Raw genomic sequence first — 17,822 nt, forward strand, 5'->3', positions numbered from 1 at the left:
CGTTTATTTGGATAATTTATTTCTTGGAAGTCCTTTAACAGAAATAAATATATTTATTGGAAATTAGCCTGAGTTTAGAGTTAACAGTTTCTGCATAGTATCAAAGATTGAAAATTTTCTTAAGATATATTGTTATAAAATACAGATTTTTCGACAATAAATAATGTAATGCGAGAAATAGATTACCGAAAAACACAACAAAAAGGGGAATTGTTTATCTAAAATGATATAAGTTTTAAGAAAAGTTATATCTTATTGATGAACTACAGGCATTCAATTAGAAATAGCAAAAGAGAGAATATTAGCTATGGAAAAAAAATATTGCTTTCTCACATTAATATTCATTCAAGGAATAGCGATCGCACTCTTATTCATCAATACAACCGCATTTGCAGCCACAGTCAATCCCTGTCCCCAAGGTATGGCGATGATTTCAGGAGGAACGTTCAAAATGGGGTCTGATAATTCCAGTTTTGTGGAAGAGCGATCGCCTGGAGATGTAACGGTGACTAACTTCTGTATTGATAAATATGAGGTAACAAATGCACAATTTGGCGAATTTGTCAAGGAAACAGGATATGTGACAGTTGCAGAGCGTCCCTTATCTGAAGAACAGTTTCCCGATTTACCCGATGAGCAGCGATTACCGGGTTCTTTAGTGTTTGAGATGCCAAAACCAGGTGTCAAGCAAGTTCCCTTTCTGAGTTGGTGGCATTGGACTACTGGCGCGAATTGGCAACATCCCTTTGGCTCAGACAGTGCGTTGGGACAGCCCGCCGCAGGCATCACTAGCAAATTCAACTATCCAGTTGTTCACATAGCTTACGAAGATGCCCTAGCCTACGCCAAATGGTCAGGAAAATCCCTACCCACCGAAGCTCAATGGGAATATGCCGCCCGTGGTGGCTTGGATGGTGCAACCTATGCTTGGGGCAATAAATATTCTGAACATAGAGCCAACACTTGGCAAGGAATTTTTCCCTTTTTCAACACCAAAGCTGATGGTCACTTGGGCATTGCTCCCGTCGGTTCTTTTGCACCCAATGGTTATGGACTCTATGACATGACCGGCAATGTGTGGGAATGGACTACTGATTTTTTTCAAGTCGGACACGATCGCAAATCCCATCAAATTAATCCTATTGCCTTAAATCAAAGCTTTAATCCCAAAAAGCCCGATGAATCAGAGTTACACGTGATCAAGGGGGGATCATATCTCTGCGCTCCCAATTACTGTAGCCGCTTCCGTCCGGCGGCGCGGGAGTCAGAATCACCCGATACGGGAACTACTCATATCGGGTTTCGGCTAGTTAAAAATTTGGCTGATTCCAGCACACTACGTTTGATGAGCAACAATAATGGCACAACTGACCAATAAATACTTCCTTAGTGTACAAGCCCCTAGATTTATCTGTGAAATAAATCCAAAATCTAAAATCTAAAATCCAAAATTGTATGACTGATCCTCACAAGAAAGATTCTTTGTATGTATCTCTCAAGTTAACTTCTGGTGCGATCGCCTTTTTGACAGCCCTGACGCTAATATTTTCTAGTCTCTTACCTCTACCTGCTTGGGCGGACTACGGCGACAAATTGCCATTACCCCAACCATCTTTTCAAGGCAAAATTGGCATTACTTACCAAGAATCCCAACCAGACTTCCCCAAACCCATTAAGGCTCCAGAAAATGCACCAAACGTCTTGCTGGTGTTGCTTGATGATGTCGGTTTTGGACAAACCAGCACCTTTGGCGGTCTGATCGATACGCCTAATTTAGACCGTCTAGCAGAAAGGGGATTGCGTTATAACCAATTCCACACTACAGCACTCTGCTCTCCTACCAGAGCTGCATTGCTCACGGGACGCAACCATCATTCTGTGAGTACAGGTGTGGTTACGGAGTTAGCCACAGGCTATCCAGGTTATACTGCGATTTTACCTAGAAGTGCGGCAACGATCGCCGAAGTATTGCGAGACTATGGATATAACACGGCGGCCTTTGGCAAATGGCACAATACCCCAGACTATGAAACCAGTGCGGCAGGCCCATTTGATCGCTGGCCGACAGGTTTAGGTTTTGAGTACTTCTATGGATTTATGGGCGGTGATACTAATCAATGGAGTCCAGCTTTAGTGGAAAATACCCAACATATTCAGAAACCAAGCAATCGCCCTGATTATCACCTTACCCCTGATCTAGCAGACCATGCAATTAAGTGGATTCGCACCCAACAAGCGATCGCTCCTGATAAACCCTTCTTTACCTACTTTGCCACTGGCGCAACCCATGCCCCACACCATGCGCCCAAAGAATGGATTGACAAGTACAAGGGTAAATTTGCTCAAGGTTGGGATAAATTACGCGAAGATATCTTTGCTCGTCAGCTAGCCCTTGGTGTAATTCCCGCCGATACTAAGCTGACTCCTCGTCCGGCGGAACTCCCGGCTTGGGATTCCCTCACTCCCACCGAGCAGAAAGTTTATGCGCGTCAGGCAGAAGTATTTGCAGGTTTCCTCAGCCATACCGATGCACAAATTGGTAGAGTCATTGATGCCATCGACCAACTAGGCAAATTAGATAACACCTTAGTCTTTTTCATCGCCGGCGATAATGGTGCGAGTGCTGAAGGCGGCTTAACAGGTAGTGTTAATGAATTAAAAGTCTTTAATGGCGTAGCAGAAAGTCCTCAAGAAGTTCTCGCGGCTTTAGATGATTTAGGTGGGCCAAAAGCCTTCAATCATTTTCATGCAGCTTGGGCTTGGGCAGTGGATAGTCCCTTTCAATGGACAAAACAAATTGCTTCTCACTTCGGCGGAACCCGCAATGGTTTAGTTGTGGCTTGGGGCGAACGCATCAAAAATCGTGGTGGACTGCGGAGCCAATTCCATCATGTAATTGATATTGCGCCTACAATTCTGGAAGCTGTGGGGATTGAAGAACCAGAGGTAGTCAACGGTGTAAAACAACAACCCATCGAAGGTACTAGCCTTGCCTATAGCTTTGATGATCCTGCTGTACCATCCCATCACAAAACCCAGTATTTTGAAATGTTTGGCAATCGTGGCATTTACGATCAAGGTTGGGTAGCAGCCGCCCGTCATGGACGCTTACCTTGGGAGCGTGTCTCCAAAACTACCTTCGATGAAGATAATTGGGAATTATACGATATTACTAAAGACTTCAGTGAAGCCAACGATTTAGCCAAGCAGAACCCTGACAAGTTAGCGCAACTACAAAATCTATTTCTGAAGGAAGCAAAGAAGTACAAAGTTCTGCCCTTGGACGATCGCTTATTTCAACGGTTTGATGTCAAAACCCGTTCTAACTTAATCACAGGACGCAATAACTTTACTTATTACACATCTGTTGCAGGGATTCCCGAAGGCAGCGCTCCCAATATTAAGAATCGCTCCTTTAGCATCACTGCCGATGTGGATGCTGCCAAAGATAGTACTGAAGGCGTTTTAGTCACCCAAGGCGGACGTTTTGCGGGTTGGAGTTTCTTTTTGAAAAAAGGTAAACCCACCTTTGCCTACAACTTCTTAAATAGCGATCGCACAATCATTCAATCTTCCCAACCAATTGCGATCGGCAAATCCCAAATCAAATTTGACTTTACTTATGATGGTGGCGCTCCGGGGGCAGGCGGTACTGGTAAGCTCTTGATTAATGATCAACAGGTTGCGGAAGGCCGCATTGATAAAACCATAGGCTACCGATTTGGTTTAGATGAAACCTTTGATATTGGTCAAGATACTGGCACACCTGCGGTAGGTACTTACCAAACACCTTTTGCATTCACCGGCAACTTACAGCAAGTCACCCTGGAATTGAAGTAATAGGGATTGGGCATCCCTTCGACTTCGCTCAGGGCAAGTGGGCATTGGAAGTGTGGGAGGAGAGGGAAGCATAAATTCTCTTTCTCCCCACATTCCTCACACTCCCTCCTCCGCCCCTCCGCCCCTCTGCGTCTCTGCGTAAGATAAAAAATCATGAACGAAATCTTGTCACTAATCGACAAACTCGCACTTTTCACATTTATCGTGTTCACTATGCTGGGTGCAGGGTTAAGTCTAACTGTACAACAGATTTGGGAACCACTCCGCAACCTCCGCTTAGTCATATCATCGCTGCTAACAAATTTTGTGCTAGTGCCGCTTTTTGTATATTTGTTACTACAAGTAGTACATTTAAGTGAACCACTCAGAGATGGCTTACTGATCATGGCAGTAGCATCAGGGCCTCCAGCACTACCTAAACTTGCCCATATAGTTAAAGGCAATATAGCTTTCTCGGTGGGATTAATGATGTTGCTAATGCTGGGCACAATTTTTTATATGCCGATTGTATTGCCCTTAGTGGTGGAAGGTGTGCAGATTAACTCCTGGGACATTGCCAAACCCTTATTGTTAATGATGGTCAGTCCATTAATCATTGGATTATTCATCAAAGCAAAATTGAGTGCGATCGCCCCCATTATCCAGCCGATTTTGTTCAAATTATCTAATGCTGGATTGCTTTTAGGTCTGGTTGTCAGGCTGATAGTTCACACTAACGATATCATTGGCTTATTACAAACAGGTGCAATTTTAGTTTGTGCCGTTTTTATAGTCTTCTCCTTTACCGTGGGTTATCTTTTGGGCGGCCCTGGTATCGATACTCAACGAGTTCTAGGAGTAGGAACAGCTCAACGTAATTTTGCCGCAGCATTATTAGTAGCTACAAGTAATTTTGAAGATCCTAGCGTAGTCAGCATCATTATGGTGACAAGTATTTTAATGATGATTGTAGTTCTGATCGCTGGGCCAAAGTTCATAGAACTAGACCAAGGAACGGGTGTAGAGATAGAACAGGTAGAAGGTTGAAACTCTCCTAACTACAAAAATATCTCTGTTGCTCATTTTGACAAAAAGTCAAGAGCTTGTTTACTATCCTGCTTGCTTATTGACTACATTTCTTAAAGGCTGACCGACTCGGTAACGCTCTAAATTATCGAGAAACAAGGCGACAATGCGTTCTTTCAATGCTGGGGAAATTGCGGAAGTATGGGGTGTAATCAAGAGGTTAGGTAATGACCATAGAGGACTTTCTGGCGGTAAGGGTTCAATAGAAACTGTGTCTAATCCTGCACCTGCAATCCAGCCTTCAGTGAGAGCCTTAGTTAAAGCTGATTCATCCACAACTGCACCGCGACCCACATTAATTAAATAAGCATGACTGGGTAGCGATCGCAGTACTGTTTCATCAATTAAGGCCTTGGTTTCTGGTGTCAGAGGTGTGGCTACAACTAGATAGTCAACTTCTGGTAACAATGCGTGCCATTCATTGCCAACGACGATTTTATCAAAGTTTGTTAGAGGTTCAGGACGACGACGACCACCCCAAACTTTCGCTCCAAATGCTTTAGCGCGAGATGCGATCGCTTGACCTATATTCCCAGTCCCAAGAATTAACACAGTTGAATTTGCTAACTCTGGTAGTACTAACCAGCTTTTTTCCCATCTGCGTTGATCATGATCTGCTTGCAGTTCCCGTAACTGCTTGGTGTGATAGAGGATCAAAGTTAAGACAAATTCTGAAATGGGAATTGCATGAACCCCCGCGCCATTAGTGAGGATAATATCGTATTCGAGAAAAATGGGTGTCAAGATGTGATTCACACCAGCACTAGGAGTCTGTTGCCAACGTATTCCAGGAGCAGCTGCTAGCACCTTATGTAGAGTCGTGGGCTTCAATTCTAACCCACTGAGATAAACTTCAGCATCACTAGCATCACCATCAAAATTACCATCACTATCTACCCGCACAAATTTTGTATCCGATGGTAGATGTGGCTCAATCTCAGCAGCAAGCTCTATAGGTAAAATTAGTTTGACCACGCGTTGATCCTTTATACCATGTTAAATTGTGAATTACTGAGGATGTTGCTGATTACTCATCTATCACGAGCAGACAGCGATGCCTATGGTGGTTCGCAAAGCGACCATCGCATAATCTAGTTAACAGTTTTCCTTACTACTTCCAGAGTAAAAATGAAGTCTCACCCCACTTTCCCGTAAAGACAAATTCCACGATTTGCGAACACGGGGTGCTAGTTCCCGTTCTCGTAACCCATCATTCAAACTCTGGGGATCACCTATATATTTTTGGAGTCCAAGCAGACTTGATCTGGATTGAATTTCCATGATACTGTGCATGAACTACAAAATACTGTTTATCGATAGATTTATTGTAGTTTGTAGTGGATCACAAATTGCTAATCACTCTATAGGGTGAGAGTTTGTATAAAATTATGAGGAAAAAATTAAAGGTATGGCAAATATTGCATTAATTGTTGGGGCTGGTAGTGGACTCAGTGCCTCACTAGCGCGTTTATTGGCAAAAGAAGGTTTTACTATTGCTTTAGCAGCGCGACAAATTGATAAGCTCAAAGCATTATCTGATGAAATTGGAGCCGTCAATTTTACTGCTGATGCTTCTCAACTAGATGAAGTTGAACAACTATTTACAGATGTCGAACAAAAACTAGGAGTACCAACATTAGTTGTGTATAATCCTAGCTGGCGCGTTCGGGGTTCATTTGTGGAACTTGACCCAGCCGATGTTGCCAAAACATTAGAAATTACTGCGTATGGTGGCTTTTTAGTAGCACAAGCGGCAGCAAAACGTCAGTTAGCTGTGGGTGGAGGAGCTATCTTTTTTACAGGTGCTTCCGCTAGTGTTAAGGGTTATCCTCAGTCTGCACCGTTTGCAATGGGTAAATTTGCTTTACGGGGTTTGGCTCAGAGCATTGCCCGTGAATTGGCTCCTCAGAATATCCATGTGGCGCATTTTGTGATTGATGGAGGAATTCGTTCTGCTACCCGGATAGAACCAGATAATCAACCAGATAGTTTACTTGATCCAGATGCCATCGCTCAAACTTACCTGAACATTCTGAGCCAACCTCGCAATGCTTGGACTTGGGAAGTTGAATTGCGACCTTGGGTAGAAAAATTTTGATTTTCACTCTGCTCTAGATATACATAGCAAAGTAATCATTGTAAATTTCTGTATTAGTCATGACTGTGAGTTCTATTTGTTTCTGTTCTTGATCTGTTGCCGAACTTGTAGCCTGGTCTAAGCTTTCTTGAGGAATAAAATCACCACAGTATTCATTCGCAGGTACAGCTGCATTCATCTTTTGGGGATAACTCAATTTAAGATTATTCATGATGGTAATGAATTGACTACGGCTGCGATCGCTAAATCTGGGATTAAGCCGCTTTTCTTCGCCAATGGTGGAAACTGTGCGTCCTTTATAATCATGGGCAGGATATACCAAAGTATCATCTGGTAAGGCGAATAAGCGTTGTGTCACCACATCGTATAAAATTCCAGCATCACCTCCCTGAAAATCTGTGCGTCCACAACCACGAATGAACAAGGCATCACCAGTTAACAAATGGGTTTTGTTCACCAAATATGCTATATGACTGGCGGTGTGACCTGGCGTGGAAATTGTTTCGATGATTACCGATCCCACCTCTAGGATTTCGCCACCGACAAGGGAGCGATCGGCTTTTGTCACAGCAGTATTCTGGGGAACAATTACCTGAGCGCCTGTTTGTTGCCTGAGTTTGCCTGCCCCTGTGATGTGATCGGCATGAAGGTGAGTTTCTAGACAGTAGCGTAGCTTTAATCCCAGTTCACCTAATGATTGCAAATCGCGGTCAACTTGCTCTAATACAGGATCGACTAGAACAGCATCTCCTGTCTGCTGATCGGCAATTAAATAAGTGTAACTACTAGTTTCAGGGTCAAAAAATTGCCGAAATAGGAAAGTTGACTGGGGTATCTCTGCACTGCCATCAGTTACGCTTAACAAAGGCATCGTCGCAATAGTCCGCACACGCACTGGTAGCGACTGCAACAACGCCTTAGATAATTCCTGCGCCTGTCCCCGTAATTCTGGTACAGCGATACTTTCCCACAAGTCGCCCTTGCGGGGAGTTCCCAAAGTATAAAGCAGCGTCGAAACGTTACCGTCTGCTGCATATAAAGCACCGTGGGTATCTGTATCTAATCCTAAACCAATGGCATTGGGGCGAATTAATTTCTGCGATCGCAAATTAGTAATCAGAGGATGAGGCGATCGGCGATAATCTGCTGCTACCCCTGTACAATTCACCACCCGGTGGACGTGCAAGATATTATTAGTTTGGGTTTTGCGCTGACACACGGTCACTGCTACACCGTCCGCCAAAGCTTGATATTCCTGAATCCGCCCGGCAGAGATAGTGAGTTGACCAGAATCTAGCATTTCAGTGACAACATCCGCCACTTGTGGGGCAATGCGGTGACGATGCACATCCCAATAGGGTGTCAGATGACGCAAAAAACGTTGCTGTTCCTCGGTCGGTAGTTTTTGCCAGATTTTCTGGATCATGGGACGCAGAGAATCAATTACTGCTCGCCAGTCGTAGCCTTGGGCAGCAGCAATTTCCACCTCGGCACGCACCCGACGTAACCAGCCGCGTACACTTTTTGGTAAATTTTCTGGGGTCAAGAAGCAGGGATAAGGTTGAGCCGCTTGATGTTTGAGGGGAAATAATCCGCGTCGGGACACAGCATAAATTTTGCCCCGATGTTGGCGATCGCTCAGAGATAAAACCATATCCACCATCGTCAGTCCCGTACCAATTAGCAACACAGGTGCATCAGCATCAAGGTCTGCTAGGGCATCGGCTGACCAAGCATTCCGTAGATAATCATCATTACTGTTGGCGTTTTGGATGGCGGGGGGTGCAGAAGGTGAGTTCCCCAATGCCAACACAACTCTGTCTGCGGCAAAACAGCGACCACTACGCAGAGAAATCATTGCGCCTTTTTCTTCAGGCTGTACCCCTACCACTTCATCGGTCAAGCGTTCTAGTCGCACATCACTAGGTGCTGTGGCTTCTGCTTCTGCCAAAACCGATTGAATGTATAAACCATAGACCTTACGAGGTATGAAGGTACTGGCATTGACTTCTTCTGAAAAAAATGCTGTTAACTCATCGCGGTTGTGCTGAAGCCAACGTAACAAATGCCCTGGATCATGGGCAAATGCACTCATGTTGCCTGCCGATACATTCAGCAAATGACAGTTGGTATCTGTGCTGTAGGCAATTCCCTTGCCAATTTGGTCACTGCGCTCAATCAGCTTAATGGTGAGAGGTTGGCTGGCAGTTTTCAATAAGTGGGTAGCGACTAGAGAACCACTAAAACCTCCGCCAACAATAGCGATCGTGGTTGGAGTATGGGCAGTTAAAAAACTAGGGTTCATGGCAGTCTTAGTTAGAATCTAATAGTTGCGCCGATTTCATAAAGTCTATCTAACAGGACTAAACACATTTACAACCCAGCTAAAAGAATTAAGACTTTATTACGTCTCAAGTCTTATAATACCTGTTTTCCAGGCATTAAATACATTTAATTGATAAATTAACCGTAGTTTTGGATTACATGGTAATCATCCCTTACTAGTAAACGAAATAACCAAAACTTCGTACAAATTCCTCATGATAGGTTTGCTCCGGTTATTGAATGCGTTAAAAGTTAATCAACTGTAGTCACCCAACATCCATTTTCTTTTCGCTGCCTCATTAGCTAAATCAATCTTGATAACAAACTTATGGTCTGCTAGCATTTTTTGTATTGGTTTAAGTTCATGATCTCCTAAGTGATTTTCCAAATAAGCTTCTATTAAAACCTCAACCAACTGAGTGACACTATCTGGAGGCATTTGAATGTATCGTTGAATGTACTTGATTGCCCTCCCATCATCAGTCATAACTTTACCACCAATACGTTTGGCAACTACAAAACAAGATAACTCTGCATCGCTTGCACGTTTTGACTGAGGAACAGTTGACATTTCTACTAAATCCTCTATTTGCAAGGGAAATCTTGAAATTTCACCAGAATTGACTAAATTACTGAAATAAGTCAAGCTATCAGGATATTTGTGTTTTGCATTCTCAAATTCCAGTTGTACATACACCGTTGTAATTACAGAATAACCAAGTGCTTTGAGGAGATAAAAGCGATTGATATACATGAAATTCAAAATTGAACACTTATCGATAGTTACCACTCCTTTCACTAGCTATCTACCTCCAGAAACGTTAACAGTTCATGTAGAAGTTGATAACCATCTTCTAAAGGAAGTAACAGCATATCTAGAAGTTTTTGATAAGTAATTTCTCCACGTCTGTATGCCTCTGTACCAAGATCAATAAAGTGCCAAGATAAACCTCGGCGTATAATTTGAGTCGATTTGTCTCGTATCCCTGAAGATAAACTTGGTGGAGTTTCAGGATCAAATTTCTCATCATGCTTAATAATTAAACGTTGATCTTGGAATAACTGCTGTTGTAAGCCTTTATCAATCCATTTAAGTTCAGATAAACGGATTATGACAACTTGTGAGCTAACTCGAAAGCGTTCGGCAATTTGTCGGATCAGACTAATCCAGGCTTCATAAGTGTTGACAGGTGAGTAGTCTAATTCCAGTCTTTGCTTTGGAAGCAAAAAATTACCTGCAAAACTATTAGCTCTCCATTCAAGCTCAGATTTATCATTTGAGGATTTTAAGTATGTAACCTCTTGACCTTGAGATGAATCAAATAAAGCATGACAGTACTCATGAGCAGCAGAAAAATTTTGCCGATACAAGTCATCAAGGTAGTTGACAAGAATACAATGTCCAGCAACCGGATGATTGATGTATAAGGCAGAAATATTTTTATCCTTTAATTGACGTTTAAAAATATGAATACCTTGATTTCTGATCAACTCAAATATATTTTCTATTGGTTGTTTTCCCAGAGCTAAACGTTCTCTCTCAAAAAAGGCAGCTTCTTCGCCTTGTCTTTTGAAGTGTCTGTGACCAAACGAAAATTGTCCATAATTGGGAATCGGTATAGACTGACGCTGAAATATTTCTCTCTCCAGGAAATCTTCGTATTCACAGAGCCGAACAAATTCCTGAATAGCGACGCGATCGCTCTGGGAAAGGGCAGCATTTCGTCGAAACATCTCTTGAACTTGTGACTCTGCTGATGGATAGTCACCCGTAACAAAGTATCTAAAATCACGACGGTATAGAACGGCTAATAATACTAACTGATCACCTGTAATTCTGTTCCTACCCTCTTCAATATTTAGATACTCCTGGAGGTTTATTTGAAGGCGTGATGCAGGATCTTGCGGAGCAATTAAAAGACTTTCCCGCGCATCCTTGAGCTTTCTTCCCAAAACCGCATAATCAAACGCCATTACTCTTAAAAACGCTTAAAAATTTTCTTTACCCAAAATCATCTTACTGTATTTGACAAATCAGGAACCTCTTAGCAACAGATATTGAACTTTTTTATACAAGCATTTACACACCAATACTATACATAATTTTTACGTATAACCAAGCAATTAAGGCCGGTTTTTATTCAATAAGGCTTGATTTTATATAAATGTTTGTGATACTCTGCCTTCGTCCTAAAACTACAGTTATTTGATATACTAACCGTAGTTTATAAACAGACAGTGTGTATCAAATGGGAATCACTCCTTATGCCAAAAGATTGGTATGAATGGCACGACCTCTACAACACTGAGCCAAAATTGCAGCAGCGTCTAGAAATCGTGCAGGAATATATTGCTTACAGCTTGAATGCCTCACCTGATGGCGCTATCCGAATAGTGAGTGTTTGTGCGGGTGATGGACGAGATTTACTAGGAACTTTAAAAAATCACCCTCGTGCGAAGGATGTTTCTGCACGACTAGTTGAAATAAATTCAAATTTAGTTGAGCGTGGACGAGCAACTATAGAGTCTTTGGGTTTAGCCAAGCAAATTGAGATTATCAATGGTGATGCAACTCTTGCCACTAACTATGTAGGAGCAGTACCAGCAGATATCGTGATTGTGTGTGGTGTCTTTGGCAATCTGGCTGAGGAAGATGAACTTAATCGCTTATTAGATAACCTGAGTTTTCTGAGTAAACCAGGTGCTTTTGTCATTTGGACTCGTGGACACTCCAACGGTATTACTTACTCTAACAATGTACGGAAAATTTTAAGTGCATCTGGATTTGAGGAAGTGAACTTCAAGTTCACTGCTACAAAAGACATGGGTGTAGGTCTTCATCAATACCTTGGCAAGAACTTGGCTGCACCTAAAGAGCAACAGTTATTTGTGTTTTCCGGTATTCCTAGTAAAGCGAGGTAAAAAATGTCTATTCAAAACACACTATCAACTTGGGAAGAAGTTTTAGACACTGCTAGAAAAAATACCTTTGCGCGTAGAGTAAAGAGGACAGGACAATCTCCTTCTACTGCACCAATACCCAACAGTTTACAGAAACTTCCCCCAAACACACAACCACCAGTCTTGCTTTATCGAGATACTAATTCTTGGTGTCCTTTCTGCGAACGAGTTTGGTTTGCTCTGGAAGAAAAGGAAATTCCCTTCGCAACGGAATTTATTGATTTAAGTAATAAACCTAAATGGTACACTGACTTAGTTCCCACAACCCTTGTCCCAGCGGCAAAAATTGAAGGAAAGTTAGTATACGAATCCAAAGATATTCTCTTAGCTTTAGAAGAAAGGTTTCCACATCCAGCATTATTACCTGAAGATTCAGAAAAAAATGCTGTTACTAGGCAGTTAGTTGAAGATGCTGAGACTAACGGTTTTAGAGAGATTGCTTACAAATTCTTGAGAGAAGCACCTGTAGATGCTAATGAGTTGGCAAACTTACAAGCAGCATTTGAGGCGAAGTTAGATGAACTTGAGCAAGCTTTAGCTAAATATACCGGCCCTTACTTTGTAAGTACGTTTAGCTTAGTTGACATTCTGTATAGCCCCCATCTAGATAGATTGTCGGCTAATTTACCTGTATATCGGGGATATCACCTCAAAGGAAATCCTCGCTTTCCTCGAATTAATGCTTGGTTTGACGCACTTAATCAGCGTCCTGCTTATCAGAGGGTAAAATCGGATAATATCACCAACAATTTACTTTTGCGTCGCAGATGGGGTGTAGAACCGATTGGAAATCCTTTACCTCTGGATGTGGCAGATAGTGAGAAAATTCAATATCGCGCAGAAGCGGCTGAGAGATTGAGCGATAATCGGGAAGTTGCGATCGCAGATATTATCAGAAATTCTGGAGTCCAGGCTTTAGCAGCAGATAGTGATTCTACCACAGTTAAGGACGCTGTTGATTTTCACCTCCGACAACTAGCTGATTATCTCATTCATGGCAATGGCGAAACTTTACCGGGTGGAAGGACTGGTGGTAAAAATAGTAGTGTTGATCCCATCTTCGCTGCTGTGGGGGCGATCACTTTCGCATATTTGAGAAATCGCATCTGCGCTCCCCGTGACATGGGTGCTGGTGCAGCAACGGCGTTTCGGGCTGCAATCGATAAATTGTTGACTTCTGTTTATTAATTTTATGGGCGTTGCTGAATGCATGAATGAATTTGCCTCATCAGAGACACAGCGAAAAGTTGGAGCGCTTCTGAATTTTGACCGGAGGCGGAGCGTCTCCGGCTTTGCTCCTGAATTCTGCCGTACTGTAGAAACTTTATTGAGGAAAGGGAATTGCTAGCAGTCCATAGTGAAAATGAACTACAATTAACTGCTGATGTACTGGTAATTGGTGGTGGCCCTGCCGCAGCATGGGCAGCCTGGGCAGCCGCATCCCAAGGAGTCAAAGTCATCATTGTTGATAAAGGTTTTCTGGGTACGAGTGGTGCGGCGGCGGCTAGTGGCAATGGCATCATGGCTCCTTCTCCAGAGAATTGGGACAAAGTTTTATCGGAGCGTTATCGCATAGGAAAAAACCTCGCTAACTCACGTTGGATCGAGCGTGTTATCGAAAAAACTTGGCTGAGTTTGCCCTTAGTGGAAAGTTGGGGCTATCATTTCCCCAAAGAAGATGGGGAATCTGTGCGTCAGAGTTATTATGGCCCTGAATATATGCGGGTACTTCGCAAAAACCTTTTGCGTGTAGGTGTGCAGATTCTTGATCAAAGTCCGGCTTTAGAGCTTTTATTGGCTGACGACGGCTCAGTAGCTGGAGCAAGAGGTGTGCAGAGGCAGCATGATCGTACTTATACCGTTCGTGCTAGTGCAGTAGTCTTAGCGAATGGCGGTTGTGCATTCTTGAGTAAAGCATTAGGTTGCAATACCAATACAGGTGATGGCCTGTTGATGGCAGTGGAAGCTGGTGGGGAACTTTCTAGTATGGAAGCTTCTAATCACTATGCCATTTCGACGGCTTTCAATGGGACTGTAACCAGGGGTGTTCCCTTTGGCTGGGCTAGTTATACGGATGAAGCAGGCAATGATCTGGGTGGCTATATCAATGGTCGTCGCGATCCATCGTTTCTCCCTAATGCCCTCTTGAAAGGCCCCGTTTATGCTCGTTTGGATCGAGCCACACCAGAAGTTAAAGCAGTGATTGAAAAGTCTCATTTTATCGCTTTTCTACCCTATACAAAAGCTGGTATTGACCCCTATACAGAACGAGTGCCTGTGACACTTATTTTAGAGGGTACAGTCCGTGGTACAGGTGGGATTCGGATTGTGAATGATAATTGCGCTACAAAAGTTCCTGGTCTTTACGCTGCCGGTGATGCAGCATCGCGGGAGTTTTTAGTCGGTTTAGCTTCTGGGGGTGGTGGCCCCAATGCTGCCTGGGCAATTTCCACAGGGCAATGGGCAGGAGTTGGAGCAGCGGACTTTGCTAAGAGTCTAGGCGCTCATGCAAATGAACGGGTTACGCATCCTGCTGGTCAAGTGGGATTGCGATCGCCTACGGTAGACGGAACGCCATCGCCTTTGGCGGGGCGTAGCCCATCGTCACCCTCACCCACTTCTCAAACATTCGATAGTGAGGCGATCGTGCATGGTGTACAAGCCCAGATGTTCCCGTTGGAGAAGAATTACTTGCGTTCTGAGCAAGGACTTTTGGATTCTCTCGCTAAATTAGAAACGCTGTGGCAGCAAGTACAAGAAAACCCGAAACAAGATACAGTGCGCGATGTGGAATTTTCTCGTCGAGCAGCTGCTCTGACGGCTGTAGCACGATGGGCATATTTTAGCGCGTTACATCGCACGGAAACGCGCAGCGAACATATTCGTGTGGACTATCCCGAAACCGATCCAAATCAGCGTTATTACCAAGCAACAGGAGGCTTGGATAAGCTTTGGGTAAGGCGTGATTGGATTACGGATGCAATCGCTACACCACCAGTAGAAACCACTCAAACCATACCCTCTGTATCAAAGTTGTAGCAGGAGCATATCATGATCGAGCTTGTCAGCCATAAACTCTGTATCAATTGCAATTTGTGCGTCCAAGTGTGTCCTACCAATGTCTTTGACTCCGTACCTAACCAGCCACCTGCGATCGCCCGCAAGGAAGACTGTCAAACTTGTTTCATGTGTGAGGCTTATTGTCCTGCGGATGCACTCTATGTTGCGCCTGAATCTCATACCAATGTTGCAGTCAATGAGGATGATTTAATTGAAAGTGGCATTATGGGTGAATATCGTCGCCTCTTGGGTTGGGGATATGGTAGAAAAAACAATAGTGACTTGGATACGGCTCATAAGCTGCATCAACTGCCACGTCCTTATCAAAGTTAATTTGGGTGTTTGGGGAGTAAGTTTTTATTCAGCACTTTCAAGCACTTTTTGACGTAGTTCTGGAAATACTTTGGAGACTTTATTCAAGATATATTCGCTATAAGTTCCGTCAAATTCGTGAACACTGGCTTTATCCCAGTGATCGCTTTTATCATCGCTCACTGCCACATCTTTTAGTTCAATGGGTTTGACCTGAAGGAGTGACAAAGAAGTTATAAAGCAGACTGGATAATAACCATAGCCTGTAGACCTTGATGAAAAAAATTTGATAGGTCTTGTTGAGAATACCTCACCTATCTTTTTTACCCCAAAACGGTCACACTCTTCTATCTTCTCAGCTTCAGCCCCTTTGTCACCCTTTCAGAGCTTTAAGTTTGCAACACGATTGGTTTTCTCTGAGGGTGGCTTTATGCGATCGCATGAAGCCATGATAAAAGATAGATCAATGTTAATCAAAATTTAATATTTTCTTAATACAAACAATGAATTTATTGAGATGATTGAAAAGATAAGATTTATCAGCTTCTGAGATTTATTAATGATGAAACCTAACTTAAAAGAGATGTCTGCGAGTTTTCCCCGCCGTCAAATTCTTAAAACTACTCTCACCTTTGTGACTGGTTTGACCGCCACATCACTGGTATCTTTTTTGATGACCAAATCCACAAAACCAGCACAAGCAATTGTTGTGCAACGACCGAATGAGTTTGAACTTCAGGGCGAAGGTATTTACATTAAGTACTCACTTCTGAATGGAGTTCCACAGCTTGATTACAAAACTCAAAATATTTCCACTCATTTCAGTGGTGACCAAATTAAAACCTTAGCTACTGATATCGGTACATTAGTGACAGTAATTATTAGCAAGTCACCAAACCCTAATTTAGGAGGAAATATAGTCAAACTGAGCTTACTCTTACCAATTATCAACTTAGTTATCGGGACGCGAGAAACTCCTGTTCAAACCGAAGCCATTTTAACTACTCAAAAAACATCAGGATCTATCCGCACTCCCCTGTTTGGACAATTACAGTCATATCAGACTCTCAGACTCCAGGGAACTGCTAGGGCAAACCCATCTTAATTGGAGCGGAAAATGAGGTATAGATTAAGATTAACACTACTCTGGATTTGTACCAGGTAGTTTTATCTTGTACAGGCTTTTTAACCTAGTTAAAAACAGTCAAATCAGTGAGGTGCGCCTTTTGACTTGAGGATGCTCAACAATGGTGGAGTGAATAATCAGGTATTCAATGCACCATTGTTGAGTTGATTTCTTAATGAAAACCGACCCAGTTAAACCTTGACTCGTCGTCGGAGTCAGCTTTACTCCTGATCAATTTTTTCAATATCATCAGGTGTACCAGTGGCAGAAATTTTTGATGTGCCAGATTTACCTGCACCTGAATTGCCACCAGAAGCACCAGCACCACCTGAGTGTTTAGAATCAGTGTTACCTTGTTCTTCCTGAAGCTGTTCAATGCGGTTTTTTTCTTGAGCTTTATCTTTTTGGTCAGCCATATCTTATTTACATTTCTCACTATCGGTTAGTTCTTAACTCTAACATTTTCCTCATTCTGGCGACACCAAAGGTAAATACTCTTAATTGGGGTAGTGTTAAATAAAGTGTTAGAAGATTGTAAACTAATTTTGTCCCCATTGCTGGACTACAGGAACAACGCTTGAAGATATTTGGTTGTCGCCCAGGTCTAAGTTTTGTTTTCTATGTGGAACTTGGTTACGTAATAGTTGCGCTAAGTCTGATAAAGCAATATATTACTCAAATTTAGCTTTTGTCCTTATTGTGGTTTTCCTTATAAGGAGTCTTTTGATTCTGTTGTGATTTAACTCAAAGCACTTACCAGGGTTAAAATGCCTTGTCATTGCTTACCATACAAAGAGCGAAAGCGCCAAAGTGTAGTCATGGCACAAAATATACTTGCTATTGTAAAGCGAAGAGGTTCTGCGATCGCAGATGGTTGGGATACTCGGTATACATCAGAAAGCGGAATGGATTAGGTTGGAATTTAAGAGCAAACAGCATAAAACGATCACCACACAAAGATTTTCTTCAAAAATACCTAAGACTAGCCCTTTCAAGGTGTGTTATTTTTCAGTTTTTTCTGGTTTAGAATCTTAA

Annotated in this window: 15 protein-coding genes; 9 read left to right on the top strand and 6 right to left on the bottom strand. The window is 42.8% G+C overall.

Annotated features, from left to right (window positions below):
* Positions 1–307: 307 nt before the first annotated feature.
* From Q0541_RS03480 to Q0541_RS03490, 3 genes are all read left to right on the top strand, one after another.
* Entirely contained in the window at positions 308–1,378 is a 1,071-nt protein-coding gene (locus Q0541_RS03480; protein ID WP_298905458.1) for a formylglycine-generating enzyme family protein, read from the top strand.
* Between the two features lie 77 nt (positions 1,379–1,455).
* On the top strand, positions 1,456–3,840 hold the full coding sequence (locus Q0541_RS03485) for a sulfatase-like hydrolase/transferase (protein ID WP_298905464.1): 2,385 nt from the start codon (positions 1,456–1,458) through the stop codon (positions 3,838–3,840).
* A 153-nt stretch (positions 3,841–3,993) separates the two neighbouring features.
* Complete coding sequence (locus Q0541_RS03490; RefSeq protein ID WP_298905466.1) at positions 3,994–4,866, top strand: bile acid:sodium symporter; 873 nt, start codon at positions 3,994–3,996, stop codon at positions 4,864–4,866.
* A 63-nt stretch (positions 4,867–4,929) separates the two neighbouring features.
* Here Q0541_RS03490 and Q0541_RS03495 read toward each other — a convergent pair whose 3' ends face one another.
* Complete coding sequence (locus Q0541_RS03495; protein ID WP_298905468.1) at positions 4,930–5,880, bottom strand: D-2-hydroxyacid dehydrogenase; 951 nt, start codon at positions 5,878–5,880, stop codon at positions 4,930–4,932.
* 433 nt (positions 5,881–6,313) lie between these two features.
* Between Q0541_RS03495 and Q0541_RS03500 the strand changes: the two genes are divergently transcribed.
* A complete protein-coding gene (locus Q0541_RS03500) occupies positions 6,314–7,003 on the top strand; it encodes an SDR family NAD(P)-dependent oxidoreductase (RefSeq protein ID WP_298905470.1) in 690 nt (229 codons plus the stop codon).
* Positions 7,004–7,016: 13 nt separating this feature from the next.
* Here Q0541_RS03500 and Q0541_RS03505 read toward each other — a convergent pair whose 3' ends face one another.
* The 3 genes from Q0541_RS03505 to Q0541_RS03515 all read right to left on the bottom strand — a co-directional run bounded on the left by Q0541_RS03505 (position 7,017) and on the right by Q0541_RS03515 (position 11,302).
* Entirely contained in the window at positions 7,017–9,308 is a 2,292-nt protein-coding gene (locus Q0541_RS03505; RefSeq protein WP_298905472.1) for an FAD/NAD(P)-binding protein, read from the bottom strand.
* Between the two features lie 276 nt (positions 9,309–9,584).
* Positions 9,585–10,118 carry a hypothetical protein gene (locus Q0541_RS03510; RefSeq protein ID WP_298905474.1) on the bottom strand — a complete coding sequence of 178 codons (534 nt, stop codon included), beginning with the start codon at positions 10,116–10,118 and terminating at the stop codon, positions 9,585–9,587.
* An 8-nt stretch (positions 10,119–10,126) separates the two neighbouring features.
* Positions 10,127–11,302 (bottom strand): ImmA/IrrE family metallo-endopeptidase, encoded by a 1,176-nt coding sequence (locus Q0541_RS03515; RefSeq protein WP_298905476.1) that lies wholly within the window; start codon positions 11,300–11,302, stop codon positions 10,127–10,129.
* Positions 11,303–11,593: 291 nt separating this feature from the next.
* Here Q0541_RS03515 and Q0541_RS03520 point away from each other — a divergent pair, with 291 nt between their 5' ends.
* The 4 genes from Q0541_RS03520 to Q0541_RS03535 all read left to right on the top strand — a co-directional run bounded on the left by Q0541_RS03520 (position 11,594) and on the right by Q0541_RS03535 (position 15,682).
* Entirely contained in the window at positions 11,594–12,250 is a 657-nt protein-coding gene (locus Q0541_RS03520) for a class I SAM-dependent methyltransferase family protein (RefSeq protein ID WP_298905478.1), read from the top strand.
* A 3-nt stretch (positions 12,251–12,253) separates the two neighbouring features.
* Entirely contained in the window at positions 12,254–13,477 is a 1,224-nt protein-coding gene (locus Q0541_RS03525) for a glutathione S-transferase family protein (RefSeq protein ID WP_298905480.1), read from the top strand.
* Positions 13,478–13,630: 153 nt separating this feature from the next.
* A complete protein-coding gene (locus Q0541_RS03530; protein ID WP_298905482.1) occupies positions 13,631–15,328 on the top strand; it encodes an FAD-binding protein in 1,698 nt (565 codons plus the stop codon).
* Positions 15,329–15,340: 12 nt separating this feature from the next.
* Positions 15,341–15,682 (top strand): 4Fe-4S binding protein, encoded by a 342-nt coding sequence (locus Q0541_RS03535; protein ID WP_298905484.1) that lies wholly within the window; start codon positions 15,341–15,343, stop codon positions 15,680–15,682.
* A 24-nt stretch (positions 15,683–15,706) separates the two neighbouring features.
* Here the strand turns inward: Q0541_RS03535 and Q0541_RS03540 are convergent, their stop codons facing one another.
* Positions 15,707–15,889 carry a hypothetical protein gene (locus Q0541_RS03540; RefSeq protein WP_298905486.1) on the bottom strand — a complete coding sequence of 61 codons (183 nt, stop codon included), beginning with the start codon at positions 15,887–15,889 and terminating at the stop codon, positions 15,707–15,709.
* A 331-nt stretch (positions 15,890–16,220) separates the two neighbouring features.
* On the opposite strand from Q0541_RS03540, the gene Q0541_RS03545 reads away from it, so the two are divergent.
* The gene (locus tag Q0541_RS03545; protein ID WP_298905488.1) at positions 16,221–16,766 is read left to right on the top strand and encodes a hypothetical protein; all 546 of its coding nucleotides are present in this window, start codon (positions 16,221–16,223) and stop codon (positions 16,764–16,766) included.
* A 242-nt stretch (positions 16,767–17,008) separates the two neighbouring features.
* Here Q0541_RS03545 and Q0541_RS03550 read toward each other — a convergent pair whose 3' ends face one another.
* Positions 17,009–17,203, bottom strand: a complete 195-nt coding sequence (locus Q0541_RS03550) for a hypothetical protein (RefSeq protein WP_298905490.1) — start codon at positions 17,201–17,203, stop codon at positions 17,009–17,011.
* Positions 17,204–17,822: the final 619 nt, after the last annotated feature.

This window comes from uncultured Nostoc sp. (assembly GCF_937863485.1).
In the GTDB taxonomy this organism is placed as follows: domain Bacteria; phylum Cyanobacteriota; class Cyanobacteriia; order Cyanobacteriales; family Nostocaceae; genus Nostoc.